This window comes from Acinetobacter seifertii, from assembly GCF_000368065.1.
In the GTDB taxonomy this organism is placed as follows: Bacteria; Pseudomonadota; Gammaproteobacteria; order Pseudomonadales; family Moraxellaceae; genus Acinetobacter; species Acinetobacter seifertii.
This window is the reverse complement of record NZ_KB851200.1, coordinates 2278678-2297870: the sequence shown is the minus strand read 5'-3', so window position 1 is coordinate 2297870 and position 19193 is coordinate 2278678. Positions and strand designations below refer to the sequence as shown.

Sequence of the window (19193 nt, the reverse complement as noted above, 5' to 3'; positions counted from 1 at the left end):
TTCAAAGGAACTGAAGTGATGAACAAAAATAAAGAAAATCACAGCTCAAAGTTTATTTTAAATACATTAGCAACCAGCATGTTGTTAGTGAGTGGGCAAGTGTTTGCTTTAGAAGCTTTAACAGATGCTGATTTGAGTGCGGTAAACGGTCAAGATGGAATCTCGATTCAAACGACTTTTAATGAAATTAATATTGATAATGCTTATTGGGATGACCATGCGGGCACACCAACAAGTGCTGATCAGGTTTTAAGAGCGCAAGCCAGTGGCGTAAAAATACAAAAAAGTAATGCGTCCACCCAAACCTTAGGAACAAACTACCGTTTAGATGTGGGAAGTAATACAGCTACAGGTAAAGCTGGCATTGATTTTTCTATGCAAAGTAGCCCATCCCTCATTACAGTAAATAGCGTTAAAGTTTGTAATAGCTCTGCTACATGCTCACCTACGCTAGGGCAGTTGGCTATACAAACAACTTCTTCTTTAAATTTAGCACTGACTACTCAAGATGGTCTATTTAGTCCAAATAGCCAGTCAAATATGACATTAGGAATAAACAACGCAAATATTTATTTAGGCCAGTTAGATGCACGCAGTCAGCTCAATCAACTGATATTAAAGAATTTTAACTTTAATTTTGTTGGTAAAGGTGTCATGTTCATCGATCCCGTTAGGGGCATTGTTTTACAAACGAATACTGGATCAAATGTAGCTGCTGTTGGGCAAACACCAAGTACGACTTATGGTTATGTAGACTTTAATCGGGTAGCAGACTCAGCTTCGGGCTTAACAGCTGGTACTTATGTAGATAGCAATGGTAAAGCGACTAATTCGGGTCTTAACATTGAAGTAATGCTTAGCTCTAATGTTGATAAAACTAATCCTTATGGACTAGATGCGACCAATACACCGCAAAATTCAAAAGGTTTAATTCGGCTAGGTGCCAGTGGACGTATGGTAAATAGTTATTTACAAGTCCGTGGTATGGATGGTTCTTCAGACACTACAACTTTAGGTACTGCAAATACTGCTTCGGGTACGAGTTCAAGTAATAGTATTTTGGGTAATACTGTAATTGCCTTCCGAATGAAAGGTGAATTTACTAAAGATAATGATTCAATGCTGGGTTCAGATGGTAAAGCCACGACTTTAGAAATTGGTGGGGCAGGTTTAAATGCTTACGGTTTCGAGTTTGGCAATTTAACAGGTCTTAATTCAGCTACGCGCGGTTATTTTGATAGCGGAAATATTTATTTAAATCTTGCTGATACAAAAACATTATTAATGCCAAATAATGCGACTTTAAACAGTATTCGTTTAGGGGCGGGTACTTTAACAACCGCCGCCGATTATCAACATAATATTCACCGCGATACGGTGACTAATCCATTTAGTTTGATTCTTGCAATGCGTGGAGCCGAGTTTCAAGCATTTTCAAGACGAGGACGTTTTACCACAAGCGCGAATGTTGCTGCTGCCAATCAATTTGCAGATAATGGTTTAAGTAACCAATGGGGCTTGGCTTTACCTTTTTATAATTTAAATGCCAATGCTGCAGTTTACGGTTTAGATGCGCCTGCAAATAGCGCTTTTTACTATACAAAAGATGCGAACGGTAAACCCATTCAAAATGTTGTAGGTACTTCTGGAACAACTTCGCGTTTAGGATTTGGTGTCGCTGTTGGAACAACAGGTCGAGATACAGGCGGTACAAAAACAACTTCAATTTTATTAATTGATGGTTCTCCAAATGCTAATAATGCAGGCAACCCTACCGACTATTACATGGGCTTACGTAATATCGATATGTTCTTAAAAGGTAATGGCAGTATTGGTTTAGAAAATGGCAGTCTCAATATTAGTTTAAGAGAGATGCTCATTGCTTTATCAACTGAAATTGCAGCGGGCTATTTACCAGGCGCTAAATATAAAACTTGTCCGGCAACAGGATCTTGTACCTCACCCATTGATAACTTTGCCAGAAATAATGACGTTTTATTTGGTCTAAAATTACGCTTAGGCGGTGATTTAAATTTATCGATAGTACCTAACAGTTCAATCGCTGATGGTAGTGCTTTAACTGTACTCGGTGATTTCACAATGCCAGCCACAGCAACTGGAAATACAGTTCAAATTAGTGACCCAATTGATGGTTCGGCAATTGGTTTTGATAATATTACCGGAAAGCTAGCGTTTAATACTGCTTTAGTGGTGGGCAAAGATACAGCAAGTGGTTTAGGTAAAGTGGGGGTAAATACCGCAGTCTACTTTAACCCTGATAAAAGTATTGACGGTGCTTTACGTGTTAAAGATATTAATTTCTATCCACCTTCAACAGGTGCAGGCGCACGTTTAGGTGAGCTTGCTATTACGGGTGGGCGTTTAAATAGTAACTTTAGCATCGTACCGAGAAATGGTGCTTTTAACTAACTAGAATAAAGTGGCGATATCGCCACTTTTTATAAAAATTTATTTTGAATGTGATTGGATTTGCATTCGTCGGGTTATATCGATAATTGTTTTGTACCCATCTATTATTCTGATAATCTGAACAAATAATAAACGTTTGTCTCTTAAGGATTAGAGCGACATGAAAAATAAAAATATAGTGTGCTGGTTATTACTTACCGGTAGTTCAAGTGTTTTTGCGATGCAGCCTTTAGATGACCAAAGTCTTTCAGCGGCGACAGGTCAAAATGGTTTAACGCTAGGCATTCAGGCTGATAAAGTTAAATTTAATCAGGTTGCATTGATTGATACCAATGGCATCGCCTCTACGTCTTACAACAGTAAAACTGGTCTTGTCATTGCAGGGAACTCTACGAATCCTGTTCCAAGCATAGAGTTTATTAAAGCAGCTGTATCGACCAATCCTTCTTTCAATATTGCTATTGATACCGATGCAGGTGCGGGTAAGCCTTTTGTAAATTTAGCTGTCACGATGGGGAGTGATGTAAATGGGATTCGACTTACACCGTTTTCAGTTTATTTGGCACCTAACACTTCAGTATCAAGCCCTGCTGATTATGCGGTGAGTAGTTATGCGCCAAAATCCATTTTTAGTTCGGGAACCACGGTAAATACAGGAGTAAAGGAGCTTGTTCGCTCTACAGGTAATCTTGATATTAACTTTGTACAAGCCAATAAACCTCGTTTAAACATTCAGTTGGGGCATGCTGCTCAGTCTGTGATGGTTAAATTTGGTGGAGCACTTCAATCTATTTGTTCTGCCGCTGTGGGTTGTCCAATTACGTTAGTGTCCGATACTACAGGTGCTTCATTTGGATTTAAATTTGCAGGAACAAATGCAGCTACAGGTTTTCTTCTTGATGGGTTTTATGCTGGGGTCGATCCAACAGGATTAACTTTTGGTAATACAGGTGCATCTAGTAAATTTGATGCATCGCTTAACAATGTCACTTTAGGAAATTTAGCAACACAAAGTACGACAACTTTTAATAATTTACCTAACGGGTCTATGGGGAGTTTTGGAGTTGCAGGCGCTTCAGTGACTGACTTTAAAATGAAAGTAAGCGGTTTTTAAAAAATAATTACTTAACTTGAAATACCAAAAGAGGGTGGCTATATCAACAGTCACCCTCTTTTATAAATTTAAAGTAATTAGCTATGTGATGAGCTGGTTCGTTCTAACTGTTGAACAATTTCATCTAAAGCTTTAATTCGTTTAACTTGGTCCCACAGTTCTTTGGCTTGAGGGTAGGCTTTGGTCATCATGCCTAACCATTGTTTATAACGACCAACCATCCCAATTTCTGTTTTTGCCTGACCATTTAAAAAACGGATTTGTAAGTCAACCAGTTGCTCCCAACTAAATAAAGCCTCATCCATATTTTTACGAATGCATTGTGTTAAATCAGGAGTCGTTACAGCACCGCGACCAATCATTAAATCTTCACAACCAGATTGCTGTTGGCAGGCCTTTGCATCTGCATTGTTCCAGATTTCGCCGTTAGCAATGACATTAATTTTTAAAGCTTCTTTAATTGGTAGAATTTTTTCCCAATAAGCTGGTGGTGTATAGCCATCTGCTTTAGTTCGCGCATGTACTGTTAACCAGCTTGCGCCGGCATCTTCAACCGCATGCGCATTTTCCATGGTGTGGTTTTCATCGAGATAACCTAAACGCATTTTTGCTGAAACAGGAATATGTGCAGGTACAGCATCACGGACAGCTTTAATCAGCATATGTACCACGTCTGGTTCATCAAGAAGTACGGAACCACCTCGGTGTCGATTTACGGTTTTGGCAGGACAACCAAAATTAAGATCGATCGCAGGAGCACCTAGTTCAACCACTTTTGCTGCATTTGCTGCCAGCATATCTGGATTGTTTCCTAAGAACTGCACATGAACAGGTGTACCTGTTGCTGTTTTACCGTCATTTTTTAACTCAGGGCAAAAACTATAATAGATATGGTCAGGCAAAATGCTGTCTGTAACACGAATAAACTCGGTTACACACCAGTCGAAATCACCAACAGATGTGAGCGTATCCCGCATGATCGGGTCAGTTAAACCTTCCATTGGAGCGAGTATGAGTTTCACAGTCTGTGCCACCTGATTAAAACAAAAACAGCGTTATACGGGATATGTATAACGCTGTCTAGTAGTGCTGAAATTTTAATTGTTTTATCGGCCTAATATCATTTCAAGTACAAATTTACTGCCAATAAAACCAATTGCTAAAAGTGCAAAGCCAATTAGCGTAAAGCGAATTGCTTTTTGTCCTCGCCATCCAAGTTTGTAATGGCCAATCAGTAATGAGCCATAAATAATCCATGAAATAATACTAAATACGGTTTTATGAGCGAGATGCTGAGCAAAGAAACTATCAACAGTTAAAAAGCCAAATGCGAGAGCGATTGTGAGTAAAATAAAACCAGTAATAATTAAGTCAAATAACAAGGATTCCATGGCCTGAATAGGCGGGAGTAAATTGACCCAAAAGCGTTTTTTTTGTTTCTTTTTGAGTTCACGATTTTGGAACCATATCAAGATCGCATGTATGGTTGCCATGAGTAAAACTGCATAGGCGGAAAGTGAAAGAATAATATGCGTATCTAGGCCTAACGAATGCTGTTCAATAAATTGATCAGGTTTACTAAAGCCAAAACCTAAAATAAGTCCAATCGCTGCTACAGGAATACCGAGTAAGTTTAAAGGTACAATTGGACGAAAAGTACTAAAAATTAAACTTAACAACAACATAAGCCATGATGTAAAGGATACTAAATTAAAAACATCATAGTTAATTCCTAATGGTGTCAGCATGGCATTACATAAAACTGTACCGTGTAATAGCAGTGCCAAGGTTGTAACAAAAGCAAATAACCATGGATTTGGTTCACGTTTTGACATTAAACGTATGAACAGATACCAGAAAGAAGTGGTATATGCGATGAGTGCCAAAATTGTGTAAACCAAGGGGAGGCTAATCATGTCAAACCTTTTTCAGGATTAATTCATCTAGATAAGATATAAATTCGCTGCGAACTAAAGTATCCTATAGCATTCTATGCATAAATTTTCTATTTCGAGAAAGATTTTTTTGCAACTAGCCATTTTAAGCGGATTTTGCAATGTTTGATACCTTAACAGAACGACTCACACAGAGTTTAAGAAATGTTACTGGCTCAGGGCAGCTGACCGAAGACAATATTAAAGATACCTTACGTGAAGTACGTATGGCTCTTCTTGAAGCCGATGTCGCGTTACCTGTAACTCGTGAATTTATCGCGAAAGTTAAGGAAGAGGCATTGGGCCAAGAAGTGATGACTCAGTTATCTCCAGGCCAGGCATTTGTAAAAATTGTTTATGACGAACTCACCAAGATGATGGGTGAGGCGAATGAAACACTAGATTTAAGTGCGAAACCTCCAGTTGTTGTATTACTTGCCGGTTTACAAGGTGCAGGTAAAACGACAACTGCTGCCAAATTGGCACGATTTTTAAAAGAGCGCCAAAAGAAAAAAGTAATGACGGTTTCTGCCGACGTTTACCGTCCAGCAGCAATCAAACAGTTAGAAACTGTGTCAGCAGAAGTCGGTGCAGGTTTTATTCCTTCAGATCCTTCTGAAAAGCCAATTGATATCGTTAATCGTGCAATTGAACAGGCAAAAATTCAGTTTGCTGATGTGTTGATTGTCGATACAGCAGGTCGTTTACATGTCGATGAAGACATGATGGACGAAATTAAAGAATTACATGCAGCAGTTAAGCCGACTGAAACTCTGTTCGTGGTTGATGCCATGACAGGTCAGGATGCTGCAAATACTGCTAAAGCATTTAACGATGCTTTGGCACTTACAGGTGTGATTCTTACTAAAACTGATGGTGATGCGCGTGGTGGTGCGGCACTTTCTGTACGTGCGATTACTGGTAAGCCAATCAAGTTCTTGGGTATGGGCGAAAAGCTTGATGCCTTAGAGCCATTCCATCCGGACCGTGTTGCTCAACGTATTTTAGGTATGGGTGACGTACTTTCTTTAGTCGAAGAAGTTGAACGTAAAATCGACAAAGAAAAAGCCGAAAAGATGGCGAAAAAATTGCAAAAAGGCGGAAGCTTCAACTTTGAAGATATGCTAATGCAATTTGAGCAAATGAAAAAAATGGGCGGCATGATGGGCTTCTTAGACAAGTTGCCTGGCATGAGCGGTGCAGGAATTCAGCAAGCAATTGAGCAAGCGAACCCTGAAAAGCAAGTCAAAAAGATGGAAGCTATTATCCAGTCAATGACTGTTAAAGAGCGCCGTAATCCTGACCTGATGAACCCAAGTCGTAAAAAACGTATTGCAGCAGGTTGTGGTATGGATGTTGCGGAAGTGAATAAACTCATTAAGCAACAAGCGCAAATGGCTAAAATGATGAAGAAATTTGCGAATCCATCTGGTATGAGCAAAATGATGCGTTCTTTAGGCAATATGCAAAAGCAATTTGGCGGCGGCGGTGGCGGAATGGGACCACTGTTTGGTAACAACGACCAAAAGAAATAAATTCATAAAATAAAAGGCGCCTAGAGCGCCTTTTATTTTGTTCTGTGTTTTAGTCTTTAGGGTAATGAGCAATATATTGTTGTAACCCTTTAAGTAAAAGATCTGTTTCAACAGTAGGTTGGTACTTCTGTAGAAATTTAGCAAAAAGAGAGGCATCACCACCAGTCAGCAGCAGCTTTTTAGGAGATTGCTGCATAATATTTTCGATGGTACTAATCAGACCTAATAAAATACCGTGGTGTACTGCATCTACAGTGTTATTGCCCGGGTTCAGATTATCAAAAGCTGAATCTGGAATTTTAATACCTTTGGTATTTTGAATGAGTGCATCGCGCTGCAAATATAAATTAGGGAGGATGTAACCACCTAAATGTTGTTTGCCCTGCGTTAAATCAATCGTAAGCGCTGTTCCACATCCAATAATGCAATAGTTTTCTTGTTCCTCTGCAACAGCAAGTACTTGTAACCAGCGGTCAATCCCGAGCTGACTAGGAACTTCATAGCCACATTGTAGGCCTGCATATTCTGAGTGAACTTTGGCAAAAACCACTGGAGTTTCAAGCCATTTTAAAATCTGCTGAATACGTTGGTTGTTCTCAGTATCGAGTACCGAAGAAATGCCAATGCGATGTAGACCTTGATGTTTAAAGTGTTGAATTAACCCAAGTAATAAATCGGCAGGAGACTGCAAATGTAGCTCGGCTGCATGTTCAATAATTTGCTGGTTTTCAGTAATCCAGTATTTTAAACGGGTGTTTCCGATATCAAGCCATAAACTTTTCATGGGGAAATACCTGATTACTGAGTTGATTGTGGTCTTAAACGACCTTGATAAAACTGCTGTGGTTCTGGAGTTTCAAGAATTACCGCACCTTCATTAGAAATTCCAACAAAACGGCCATGTATCAGTCCTTGACTATGTTCAAACTGAACTAACTGATTTAACCAAGCTGCATGATGGTTAAAACGTCCTGCCAAGTTGTAGCAACCATGATCAAACCAGCGAGCTGCATTTTGAATTGCAATATAAAGCTCTGAAATGAGTTCAAGCCGACTCATTTGCTCTAGACCTAAATCTTCTAAAGAGGTGATTGGCTGGTCACTATCAGTCACTGTTGGTGTTTTTAAATTAATCCCTACGCCAACAATAGCCTGATGTTGGGAAAGTGGTTCGACCAAAATTCCACCCCATTTCCCATGCGCACTATACAAATCATTTGGCCATTTCACTTGTAAGCTTAAAGCTTGTAAATGCGGGATTTGCAAAATATTTAAAGCAACTTCAAGTGCTAAGCGACCATCTAAGGGTGTTCGAGTTTGCACCAATGTGCTTAAATAAATGTTTCCTTCAGGTGAAATCCACTGCCGTTGATGTTGACCTCGCCCTTGAGTTTGTTGAGCACTGCAAACCAAGCCTGTTGTAATGCCTTTTTGGGCAATTTCACGAATATCATCATTGGTCGAAGTTGTGGTTGCTTTTAATAAAACCACTTCTGGAAGCTGGTTTTTTGCGCTTAAAAGTTGTTGTAGTTGGCGAGTCTCTAAATCCATGTTGAATATGAGCAGAGTGGTAAAACATTTATGGAGTTAATCATATATTTACTCATTGGCGCAATTGCTGGTTTTACTGCCGGATTGTTTGGGGTTGGTGGTGGACTAATTATTGTACCAATCCTCTATGTCGTTTTTACCCAGTTGCACTATGACCCTGCGGTAATCATGCATATTGCAGTCGGAACATCGCTTGCCACCATTATTGTGACGTCATTTAGTTCAGTTTCTGCCCATCATAAAAAAGGTGCAGTACTTTGGCCTGTTTTTCGTAATTTGGCACCTGGGCTAGTGATTGGTTCATTCTTAGGGGCGGGTATTGCCGACCTCTTATCTGGTCAGCATTTACAGCTTCTTATTGGTGTTTTTGCTGTTGTAATGGCCTATCGTATGTTTAAAGGCGCAAATGTGGTTGTTGATCCATCACGCCAACTTCCTTCAACACCTATGCAATTTATGGCAGGTGGTGGCATTGGTATTGCCTCTGCAATTTTTGGTATTGGGGGCGGTAGCTTAACTGTTCCGTATTTAAACCGTCATGGCGTAGTCATGCAAAAAGCAGTCGCGACTTCTGCCGCTTGTGGTTTACCTATTGCTGTAGCGGGTGCAATTGGCTTTATGTGGTTTGGTGCTAAAGAGCACATTTCTGTACCTAACACGATTGGTTATGTGCACATCTATGCATTTATTGGTATTAGTGTCATGAGTTTTGTGACGGCTAAACTTGGTGCTAAGGTTGCGCATGCTTTATCGCCACAAATGCTAAAAAAATGCTTTGCTTGTTTGCTCGTGGTGGTTGGAAGTTACTTTATTTATAAAGGCATTATGAATTAAAAATCGCTTTTATTCAGAAAAATATAGAAAAGAAAGCTTAGACTCACAAAGTTTAAGCTTTTTTATTTGAAGCTTTTAAAAGCCTAAAGATAGGTTTTTTTATCCGATTTAAGTATGGATTTTGGGTGGGTTGGCTTAAAATGCAATAAAATTGTCAGACAATGACATAGTTTTTAATGGATGGGATCAGTTAAAAACAAGAATGCGAAAGAAAAGCATGGATTAATGCATATAAAAAGTAGCGGGTGATTTATGAATCTCGAAGAGACAGAAAGTCTTTCTGAGCAAATTGTCAAATATATTAGCGAACAGATTATTAGCGGCGAATTGGTCGAAGGTGAACGCATACAAGAGCTTCGTATTGCGAAAGAGCTCGATGTAAGCAGGGGATCAGTTCGTGAAGCATTATTATTACTCGAACGTACGCATTTAATTGAAATTTTTCCGCGTCGCGGTGCAATTGTCTCAGAAATGTCTGCACAACAAGTGAAAGCACTGTTTGATACAAACGTGATGCTATTAGGGCATATTGTACAACGCATCAGTGAAACATGGCGTGCGCACGAAGCTGATCAATTACAGTTTTTACAAGAACAATTACTTGAGCATGTGAAAGCAGGCGATATCGAAAAATTCTACGATGCCATTTTCCAATATCTCGCTGAACAACAAGATATGGTAGGTAATCCTTACTTAATGAAATTTTATAAAGAATTACTACCTTCACTACGTCGCAGTTATTTTTTGACCTTAAATACCTCTAAGCGGGAACTACAAGAAGCGTTTGCATTATTTAAACTCGTGACTGATGCAATTTTGATCCGAAAATCACAACAAGCCGCTTTATTTATGGAAGATTTTTGTCGACACTTACGTAACCTTGTGTTGGAATCGCTGACACGAATGAAACAGATTGAATTGGCTTGGGCGAGACGCTCACGCCGTTAGTTAGGGCATTATGCGTTTAAGCAGTTTAAAACTTTCCGGCTTTAAATCTTTTGCAGATAGTACAACTTTAAATTTTAAGGCGAACCGCACAGCAGTGGTTGGTCCAAATGGTTGTGGCAAATCCAATGTTATTGATGCAATCCGCTGGGTGATGGGTGAGTCAAACGCTCGTCAACTTCGTGGTGGTAGCATGCAAGATGTTATTTTTACCGGAACATCCAAGCGCAAGCCAGTGGGTGTTGCCAGTGTGGAACTGCGTTTTGACAATACCTACGGCAAATTGGGTGGAGCTTACAATGCGTATAACGAGCTCGCTGTTCGTCGTCAGGTGACTCGTGAAGGTAAGTCTGAATATTTCTTAAATGGTACACGTTGTCGTCGCCGTGATATTACCGACATTTTCTTGGGAACGGGTTTGGGACCACGTTCTTATGCTGTGATTGAACAGGGCATGATTAACCGTTTGGTTGATGCTAAGCCTGAAGAAATGCGTATTTTCATTGAAGAAGCAGCTGGTGTTTCTCGTTATCAAGCGCGTCGCCGTGAAACCTTACAGCATCTTGAACATACTGAGCAAAACCTTTCACGTTTAGAAGATATTGCCCTTGAGTTAAAATCACAGCTTAAAACGCTAAAACGCCAGTCAGAAGCAGCTGTTCAATATAAAAACTTAGAAAGTCAGATTCGTACCCTAAAAATTGAAATTTTGTCTTTTCAGGCAGATAAAAGTGTACGCCTACAAGAAGAATATACAGTTCAAATGAATGAACTGGGTGAAACTTTTAAGTTAGTTCGCTCTGAGTTAAGTACAATTGAACATGATTTAGAATCGACCAGTGCTTTATTTCAGCGACTTATTCAGCAATCTTCACCACTACAACAAGAGTGGCAGCAAGCTGAAAAGAAACTGTCTGAACTAAAAATGACTCTAGAACAAAAACAGAGTTTATTTCAGCAAAATAGTACGACACTGGTTCAATTAGAACAGCAAAAAGCTCAGACTAAAGAGCGTTTACAACTTTCCGAGCTACAGCTTGAAACACTGAATAATCAGCTAGAAGAACAAACTGAAGCTTTAACAACGATTGAACATACCGCAGCCGAAGCAGAACAAAACTTTGCTGGTTTACAAGCACAGCAAAAACAAGCACAGCAACAGTTTGAACAAGTAAAAGCTCAAGTTGAAAAACAACAGCAGCAAAAAATGCAAATGTCTGCTCACATTGAGCAACTAGGCAAAAATGTTCAGCGCATTGAGCAGCAAAAAGAAACGCTGCAACATCAGGCAAGTCAGATTCAATCGCAAGTACACGAAGATGAACAAGGCGAGCTTGAGCAACTACAGCAGCAGCTTTGTCGTGAAATCTCAACGCTAGAAGCTGAAATTGAGCAGTATGTGCAGCATATTGAACAGTCTCAACAAGCGCATCAGGCAAATAAAAACCAGCAGCAAACACTGAAAACAGAAATACAGGTTTTATTATCTGAGCAGAAAAACTTAAGCCAGCTTGTTGCTAAACAAAGTCCAAAGCAAAACCAAGATACGCTACGTTTAATGCAGGCTTTAGAGTTAACGGAGCAGGGTAAGCCACACGCGCAGATTATTGAAAAGTTTTTAGCAAAATGGTTGCAGGCGCATATTGTTGAAACCGAACAAGTCTTTCAGGAAGGAATTGCTCGCCAGTTAAAGCCTTCAGAACAAACAAGCAAATTTAAAGGAAATTTGGCCTGTTTAAATGACTGGATTGCGTCACCGCAGCTTTCAATATTTTCCAATGTAGCAATTGCGCAAAATTTATCTGATGCTTTAAATGAGCAAAAGCAACTACAACACGGCCAGTCTGTTTTGACTTTAGATGGCTATCATGTCGGGCAGGATTGGGTAATTGCTCTTATGTATGATGACGAAAGTCAAAGTGCGCAAGGTATGCTTAGTCATCGTATTCGTCTAGATGAAATTGAACAAGTTCTTCAAAAGCAGCAACCTGAACTACAAGCATTAGATCAAATTACAGTTCAGCAAAAAGAAAAACTTGCACAGGTACAAGCTGACTTACAGCAGAAACAACAGGTTATTAAACAAAAACAAAAAGACTTGCAGCAGCTAGACGTGCAAATTGCTAAACAGCAAACTGCGGCACAAGCATTTTTACTGCAAAAACAGCAATTGAAAGATCAGTTAGCTCAGTTAGACATGCAGCTTGAAGAAGATGCAATGCAAAAAGATGATCTTGAAATTGATTTGCATGCGCTTGCGATGAAGCTAGAAACCATTTTACCTGACTATAAAACTTTGCAATTTCAGGTAGAAGAATTAACAGAGAAGCTTGAAGAACAGCAACAAGTCTTACAACAGCAACAACAAGAGCGCGAAATTTTACGTCGGAACAGCACGCAGACGACTCAACAAATCGAGTTGCTTGAAAAAGATATTTCGTTCTTGCAGAGTCAATATCAACAAATTGCAGCGCAAATGGAACAAGCGAAAAAGTTTGTTGACCCTATTCAGTTAGAGTTACCAAACCTTGAGTCGGAATTTCAACAACAGTTTGCTCAGACTGAAAAGTTACAAAAGACTTGGAATGACTGGCAGCTTGAACTCAATAGTGTGCAGGAAAAACAACAAACTCTAACGGACCAGCGTCATCAATATCAGCAAAAAGATGAGCAACTTAGAGAACAACTTGAAGCGAAACGGTTAGCATGGCAAGCGGCTAAATCTGATCGTGAGCACTATCAAGAACAGTTAAAAGAGTTAAATGCCGAACTTCAAACGGGCTTGAAAATAGATTTAACTGAGCACCAGCAAAAACTGGAAAAGGTACAAAAGCAGTTTGAAAAAATCGGTGCAGTTAATTTGGCAGCCTCACAAGAGTTTGAAGAAGTTTCTCAGCGTTTTGATGAGTTGAGCCACCAAATTCAAGATTTGGAAAATACGGTAACTCAGTTAAAAGATGCGATGAAAAGCATTGACCAAGAAACCCGTAAGCTATTTATGACAACTTTTGACCAAATTAATCATGAGTTGCAAAATCTATTTCCAAAGGTTTTTAATGGTGGTGAGGCAAGTCTGAGTCTGGAAGATGACTGGCAATCTGGGGTTAAGCTCATGGCGAGACCACCTGGAAAGAAAAATAGTTCTCTGGCCTTACTTTCTGGTGGAGAAAAAGCTTTAACGGCGTTAGCATTAGTATTTGCTATTTTCAGGTTAAACCCGGCACCGTTTTGTGTACTCGATGAAGTAGATGCACCTCTTGATGATGCGAATGTACAGAGATATTGTAATTTGGTAAAAGAGCTTTCTGAACATGTACAATTCATTTACATTACTCATAATAAGCTGGCGATGACCATGGCAACTGACTTGTTGGGTGTTACTATGCCTGAACCGGGCACATCAAAATTAGTCACTGTCAATTTAGAACAGGCAAAAGAATACGGGTTAGTTTCGGAGTCATAGAATGGAAATCAATACGATTATTGGCATCGTTGTTGCCATTATTATCATGCTAGTTGGCTTAAGAATGATTTTAAAAAAGCCGAACCACGCTGAACCCTCGCTAGACAGTGATTTGCATATTAATCCTGAAAGTAATCAACCGGTTATTCCTCGTCATGTACGAGACCAACTTGAACAGCCTGAAGCGGTCGCAGCATCAGCAAATGTGGCTGAACGAGTGGAACCAACTTTAAGCGAGCCAGTACAACTAGAAGAAAAGGAAACAAAAGAAGTAGAACAAGTTCAAATAGACCAGACACCGGCACCCGTTGCAAATACGCCAGTAGAAGAAGTCAAAGCTGAAGAAACTACTGTAAGTCCAACTGCAAGTGAAAATAGTTCAGTTGAGTTAACTGATACTGTTTCTGCTGCTCCAGAAGCTATAAGCTCATCTGAACAAAAAGTTGCAGAAGATCAGCCAAAAACTGAACCAGAATTAAGTTTAAATCCAAATATTGAAACTGCTGAAATTGCTGAATTTGAAGGTGAAAGTAATATTTTGGATGTTCATTTACATGAGCAACAACGTTATGACGACGAAAGTGCATTAGCAGTAGCAGAGCAAATTATTGCATTAAATGTTTATCCGAATCCGCGCCGTGCGTTATCGGGTGATAAAGCGCTGAAAGTACTTTTAAAATATGGCCTACGTTACGGTGAAATGTCTTGTTTCCATCGTTATGAAAATACCGATGAACCAAGTGCACTCATGTTCTCTGTACTTCGTATGACAGATAACGGTCCTGCTGGTTTCGATTTGGAAACTTTATCTGCTGAACAAGTTCAAGGCTTGGCATTTTTCCTTGCACTTCCAAACAGTAAAGCAGTTACGGGTTTTGACATGATGACCAGTATTGCAGGCCTAATTGCTCGTGAAATTGATGGTAAGGTTTATGATGAAAATAACCTCGAGTTTACGCCGCAGTTAAAAGAACACTGGCGTCATCATGTGATTGATTATCGTCCTGCACAGGCAACAGCCTAGTTTAAATTTTTTGTATAGGTTGCGATAATTGCAACATATCTAGTCGCAGCTCAGGGTGGAGAAATTTCCACCCTTTTTTATGGTGAATAATATAATGGCAATAACTTCCGTGATCGAACAGATGCGTCAGCTTATTCAACTGATTGCAAAGCATAACCATGCCTACTATGTCATGGATCAGCCGACAATCTCGGACAGTGAATACGATCATTTATTTCATCAGCTAAAAGCTTTAGAAGAGCAAAATCCTGAACTTATTCAAGCTGATTCACCAACAACGAAAGTAGGTGGACAAGCACTTTCAAAATTTGAGAGTGTGACGCATGTGGTGCCAATGCTTTCACTGGGCAACGTATTTAACCAAGAAGATTTATTTGCATTTGCACGCCGTGTAGAAGAGCGGCTACCAAACCAAAAAGTACAATACGAAGTTGAGTTGAAACTTGATGGTCTTGCGATTTCTCTATGGTATGAAAATGGAGTCCTAGTTCGTGGTGTAACGCGTGGCGATGGTGAAACGGGCGAAGACTTTACACAAAATGTAAAAACTATTCGTAACTTGCCTAAAGTTCTGCACTCTGAAAAGTACGAAATTCCACGTTTGCTCGAAGTTCGTGGCGAAGTACTCATGCCAAAGTCTGGTTTTGAAAAACTCAATGCTGACCAAGAAGCAAAAGGTGAAAAAACCTTTGCTAACCCTCGAAATGCAGCAGCAGGAAGTTTAAGACAGCTTGACCCGAATATTGCTGCTAGTCGGCCTTTAGCATTTTACGCATATGGTATTGCGCAGTGTGAGCCAAACCATAACTTAACGACCATGCATGATAGTTTGCAATGGCTAACAGAGCTTGGATTCCAAATTGCTGAGCGTCAATACTTGTGTAACTCAATTCAAGAAGTACAGCAGCGCTACGAACAAATTCAGCAAGAGCGTCCAAACCTCCAAGTTGAAATTGATGGTATGGTCGTAAAGGTTGATGACTTAAAGCAACAACAACAACTTGGTTTTTTAAGTCGTGAACCACGCTGGGCAACTGCTTATAAATTCCCTGCACAAGCTGCACTGACCACTGTTGAGCAGATTGACTGGCAAGTAGGCCGTACTGGGACTTTAACACCTGTAGCACGCTTAAACCCTGTTTTTGTGGGTGGTGTGACGGTTTCTAACGTGACTTTGCATAATATTGGTGAAATTCATCGTCTTGATGTACGCGTTGGAGATACGGTAAGTGTTTACCGTACTGGTGACGTTATTCCTAAAGTAGAAAAAGTTTGGCCAGAGTTCCGTCCTGCTGAAGCAGAGATTGTTCATTTACCTGAAAACTGTCCAGTATGTGCATCTCCTGTAGTGATGCCTGAAGGTGAGGCTCTTGCACGTTGTTCTGGTGGTTTATATTGTGCTGCACAGCGTATTGAGGCTATTCGTCACTTTGTATCGCGTAAAGCTTTGGATATTGAAGGCTTGGGAGATCGTTGGGTCGAGTCTTTATTACACCTCGATTTACTCAAAGATGTTGCTGATATTTACCATTTACATGAACACAGAGAAACGCTGTTGGGCATTGAAAAAATGGGTGAAAAGTCTGTACAGAACCTCATTGATGCAATTGAAGCTAGCAAGAAGACGACTCTAGCGCGTTTTATTTATGCCTTAGGTATTCGTGGGGTAGGTGAGACAACTGCCAGAATGTTAGCCAATACATTCCAGACGCTAGAGGCTCTTAAAGCTGCAAATATTGAAGCTTTAAAGAAAACTCCAGATGTAGGCGATATTACTGCTGAATGGATTGCTGATTTCTTCTTGGCACCGCATAACATTGAAGTACTTGATCGTTTAATTGCTGCTGGTATTCATTGGGATGCACCAACAGCACCAACACGACAACCATTAAACGGTGAAAGCTGGGTACTTACAGGTACATTAGAGCAAATGACACGTGATCAGGCGACTCAAATGCTGCAAGCATTAGGTGCACGTGTAAGTGGTAGTGTATCGAGTAAAACTAAATGTGTGGTTGCGGGTGAAAAGGCTGGTTCAAAACTAGAAAAAGCAGCGAAATTAGGTATTCCTGTCATGAATGAAACAGACTTCTTATCGCTTATGGCGGGTTATGGGCAGACTTTGAGCTAAAAGTCTTAGCGAAATAAGAACCATTGATTTTAGTTACAAATTTATAAATTGATGGTTCATGCCATTTTTAAACGCTTGTTTGAGCTTATAAATCGGACAAGCGTTTCTTTTTGCAGAGGAAATTTAAATAACTTAAACTGCAAATGCGTATGTTTCTCATTTTAATTTGATAAAAATCATAAACTTAACTATTTTTTGTTTTGCAATCATTTTTAAGTTTGCCCATAATAGACTCATACGATAGGAGATTTATTATGCGTGGCAATCCAGAAGTCATAGACTATTTAAATATGCTCATTGGCGGAGAGTTGGCTGCCCGTGATCAATATTTAATCCATTCTCGTATGTATGAAGATTGGGGTCTAAACAAGATTTATGAGCGTATTGACCATGAGATGCAAGAAGAAGCTTCTCATGCTGATGCAATTATTCGTCGTGTATTGTTTTTAGGTGCTAAACCAAACATGCACCGTGAAGATATCAATGTCGGTACAGACGTTGTATCTTGCTTAAAAGCTGATTTAGCACTTGAATATCACGTGCGTGAAAAATTAGCGACAGGTATTAAACTGTGTGAAGAAAAAGGCGACTACATTAGTCGTGATATGTTACGTCAACAATTATCAGATACCGAAGAAGACCATACTTACTGGCTTGAAAAACAGTTGCGTTTAATTGAACTGATTGGCCTACAAAATTATATTCAGTCTCAAATTTAATGATTTGAAGAACCCAGCTTAAGCTGGGTTTTTTATTCACTCGTTTTAATAAAACAAAGTCACTGCTAGACGTTAATATTGTCAAATTGAATATATTCAAAGCCTTACTATATAAGGCTTTGGCAGTTACAAAAAAGTCAGAAAAATTGTGTCAGACCCCATGTTTTTTTTATGGAATTGGATATAATTTCGCCAATAAAAACCCTTGCCTGAAACTTAATATGGCAAGGGTTTTTCTATGGGGAATCGGTTGGTATGGATCGCCAATGGCTTTATGGTGAGCTTCGCGTATATGTTATTTTCCAAGTCTGCTGTTTTAGATACAGCTTCTCTCTTAAGCACACAACGATTAGCAACTCGTCTCAGCTTTTTTAGCTTGGGCTTTGCGATATCTGCTTGGGCACCACTCATTCCTTATGCACAGCAACGTTTAAACCTAAATCATGCAAATTTTGGTCTATTGCTGCTTTGCATGGGAATCGGTTCAATGATTGCTATGCCTGCGACAGGGGCTTTAGTTAAGCGTTGGGGATGCCGTCCATTAATTGCAGTGGCAACCATACTTTTAATGGTGTTATTACCAAGTTTAACGATCTGGCATAGTCTTGTATCGATGGCTGTGGCGTTATTTATTTTTGGTACAGCAGCAGGCTGCCTCGGCGTTGCTATCAATTTGCAGGCAGTTGTGGTGGAAAAACACAGCTTACGTGCACTCATGTCTAGTTTCCACGGTATGTGCAGCCTTGGTGGTTTAATAGGTGCCATGCTTGTCACCACGCTACTAGCAATTGGCCTTTCACCACTCATGAGTACGCTGTCTGTGGTCATGATTTTACTGGTCGTTAGCTTTGTTGCTATTCCATCTGCTTTAACAACATTTGAGCAGGATGAACAAGGTGCAGCTGAAATAACTGACGCATCTAAAAAAACTTCGCGCCCAAATGGTACTATTCTCTTAATTGGGATGATGTGCTTTATTGCCTTCTTGTCAGAAGGTGCAGCAATGGACTGGGGTGGTATTTATTTGACTAGTAAATATCAGCTGAATCCTGCCTTTGCGGGGCTGGCTTATACATTCTTTGCACTTAGTATGACAAGTGGTCGTTTTGCAGGACATCTCTTGTTAAAACAATGGGGTGAGAAAACCATTGTGACCTATAGTGCAATTGTTGCCGCGCTTGCTATGGTCACTATTGTGATGGCACCTGTTTGGCAAGTTGTAGTATTGGGTTATGCACTTTTAGGTTTAGGCTGTTCTAACATTGTGCCTGTTATGTTTTCTCGTGTCGGCCGCCAGAATGATATGCCTAAAGCAGCAGCGCTTTCTATGGTTTCAACTATCGCATACACAGGGTCATTAAGTGGTCCAGCTTTAATCGGTTTAATTGGTCAGTGGACCAGTCTAACCACAGTCCTATCTGGGGTAGCTGTTTTATTAATCATGATTGCTGTACTAAATCGCTTTACGCTTGTTAAGGCAAAGTAACTTAAGCTAACTCACCAGCCGAAAAGA

General features: G+C 39.9%; 14 protein-coding genes. 10 read left to right on the top strand and 4 right to left on the bottom strand.

Annotation, left to right across the window (positions count from 1 at the left end):
• Positions 1-18 precede the first annotated feature (18 nt).
• Together F985_RS18300 and F985_RS18295 are read left to right on the top strand one after the other, a co-directional pair.
• Entirely contained in the window at positions 19-2430 is a 2412-nt protein-coding gene (locus tag F985_RS18300) for a DUF6160 family protein (RefSeq protein WP_004703438.1), read from the top strand.
• 160 nt (positions 2431-2590) lie between these two features.
• Positions 2591-3544, top strand: a complete 954-nt coding sequence (locus tag F985_RS18295) for a DUF6160 family protein (RefSeq protein ID WP_004703436.1) — start codon at positions 2591-2593, stop codon at positions 3542-3544.
• 77 nt (positions 3545-3621) lie between these two features.
• On the opposite strand, the gene F985_RS18290 is transcribed toward F985_RS18295, so the two are convergent.
• Both F985_RS18290 and F985_RS18285 read right to left on the bottom strand, forming a co-directional pair.
• Entirely contained in the window at positions 3622-4566 is a 945-nt protein-coding gene (locus tag F985_RS18290; protein ID WP_004703434.1) for a tRNA-dihydrouridine synthase, read from the bottom strand.
• An 84-nt stretch (positions 4567-4650) separates the two neighbouring features.
• The gene (locus tag F985_RS18285; RefSeq protein WP_004703432.1) at positions 4651-5460 is read right to left on the bottom strand and encodes a cytochrome C assembly family protein; all 810 of its coding nucleotides are present in this window, start codon (positions 5458-5460) and stop codon (positions 4651-4653) included.
• Positions 5461-5600: 140 nt separating this feature from the next.
• Here F985_RS18285 and ffh point away from each other — a divergent pair, with 140 nt between their 5' ends.
• Positions 5601-7013: a signal recognition particle protein gene (gene ffh / locus F985_RS18280; protein ID WP_004703430.1), complete on the top strand. Its 1413-nt coding sequence runs from the start codon at positions 5601-5603 to the stop codon at positions 7011-7013.
• Between the two features lie 49 nt (positions 7014-7062).
• Here ffh and F985_RS18275 read toward each other — a convergent pair whose 3' ends face one another.
• Positions 7063-7797 (bottom strand): pantothenate kinase, encoded by a 735-nt coding sequence (locus F985_RS18275; RefSeq protein ID WP_004703428.1) that lies wholly within the window; start codon positions 7795-7797, stop codon positions 7063-7065.
• Positions 7798-7811: 14 nt separating this feature from the next.
• Positions 7812-8564 (bottom strand): biotin--[acetyl-CoA-carboxylase] ligase, encoded by a 753-nt coding sequence (locus F985_RS18270; protein ID WP_004703426.1) that lies wholly within the window; start codon positions 8562-8564, stop codon positions 7812-7814.
• A 30-nt stretch (positions 8565-8594) separates the two neighbouring features.
• Here F985_RS18270 and F985_RS18265 point away from each other — a divergent pair, with 30 nt between their 5' ends.
• From F985_RS18265 to F985_RS18235, 7 genes are all read left to right on the top strand, one after another.
• Positions 8595-9398, top strand: a complete 804-nt coding sequence (locus F985_RS18265) for a sulfite exporter TauE/SafE family protein (protein WP_004703424.1) — start codon at positions 8595-8597, stop codon at positions 9396-9398.
• A 252-nt stretch (positions 9399-9650) separates the two neighbouring features.
• The gene (locus tag F985_RS18260) at positions 9651-10346 is read left to right on the top strand and encodes a GntR family transcriptional regulator (RefSeq protein WP_004703422.1); all 696 of its coding nucleotides are present in this window, start codon (positions 9651-9653) and stop codon (positions 10344-10346) included.
• A gap of 10 nt (positions 10347-10356) precedes the next feature.
• Positions 10357-13806 carry a chromosome segregation protein SMC gene (gene smc / locus F985_RS18255; RefSeq protein ID WP_004703420.1) on the top strand — a complete coding sequence of 1150 codons (3450 nt, stop codon included), beginning with the start codon at positions 10357-10359 and terminating at the stop codon, positions 13804-13806.
• A 1-nt stretch (position 13807) separates the two neighbouring features.
• Complete coding sequence (locus tag F985_RS18250) at positions 13808-14830, top strand: cell division protein ZipA C-terminal FtsZ-binding domain-containing protein (protein ID WP_004703418.1); 1023 nt, start codon at positions 13808-13810, stop codon at positions 14828-14830.
• Between the two features lie 94 nt (positions 14831-14924).
• Entirely contained in the window at positions 14925-16961 is a 2037-nt protein-coding gene (ligA, locus tag F985_RS18245; protein WP_004703416.1) for an NAD-dependent DNA ligase LigA, read from the top strand.
• A gap of 254 nt (positions 16962-17215) precedes the next feature.
• Positions 17216-17680, top strand: coding sequence for a heteropolymeric bacterioferritin subunit Ftn (gene ftn, locus F985_RS18240; RefSeq protein ID WP_001214863.1), 465 nt, complete (start codon positions 17216-17218; stop codon positions 17678-17680).
• Positions 17681-17972: 292 nt separating this feature from the next.
• Positions 17973-19166, top strand: a complete 1194-nt coding sequence (locus F985_RS18235; protein ID WP_081401392.1) for an MFS transporter — start codon at positions 17973-17975, stop codon at positions 19164-19166.
• The last annotated feature ends 27 nt before the right edge of the window (positions 19167-19193 follow it).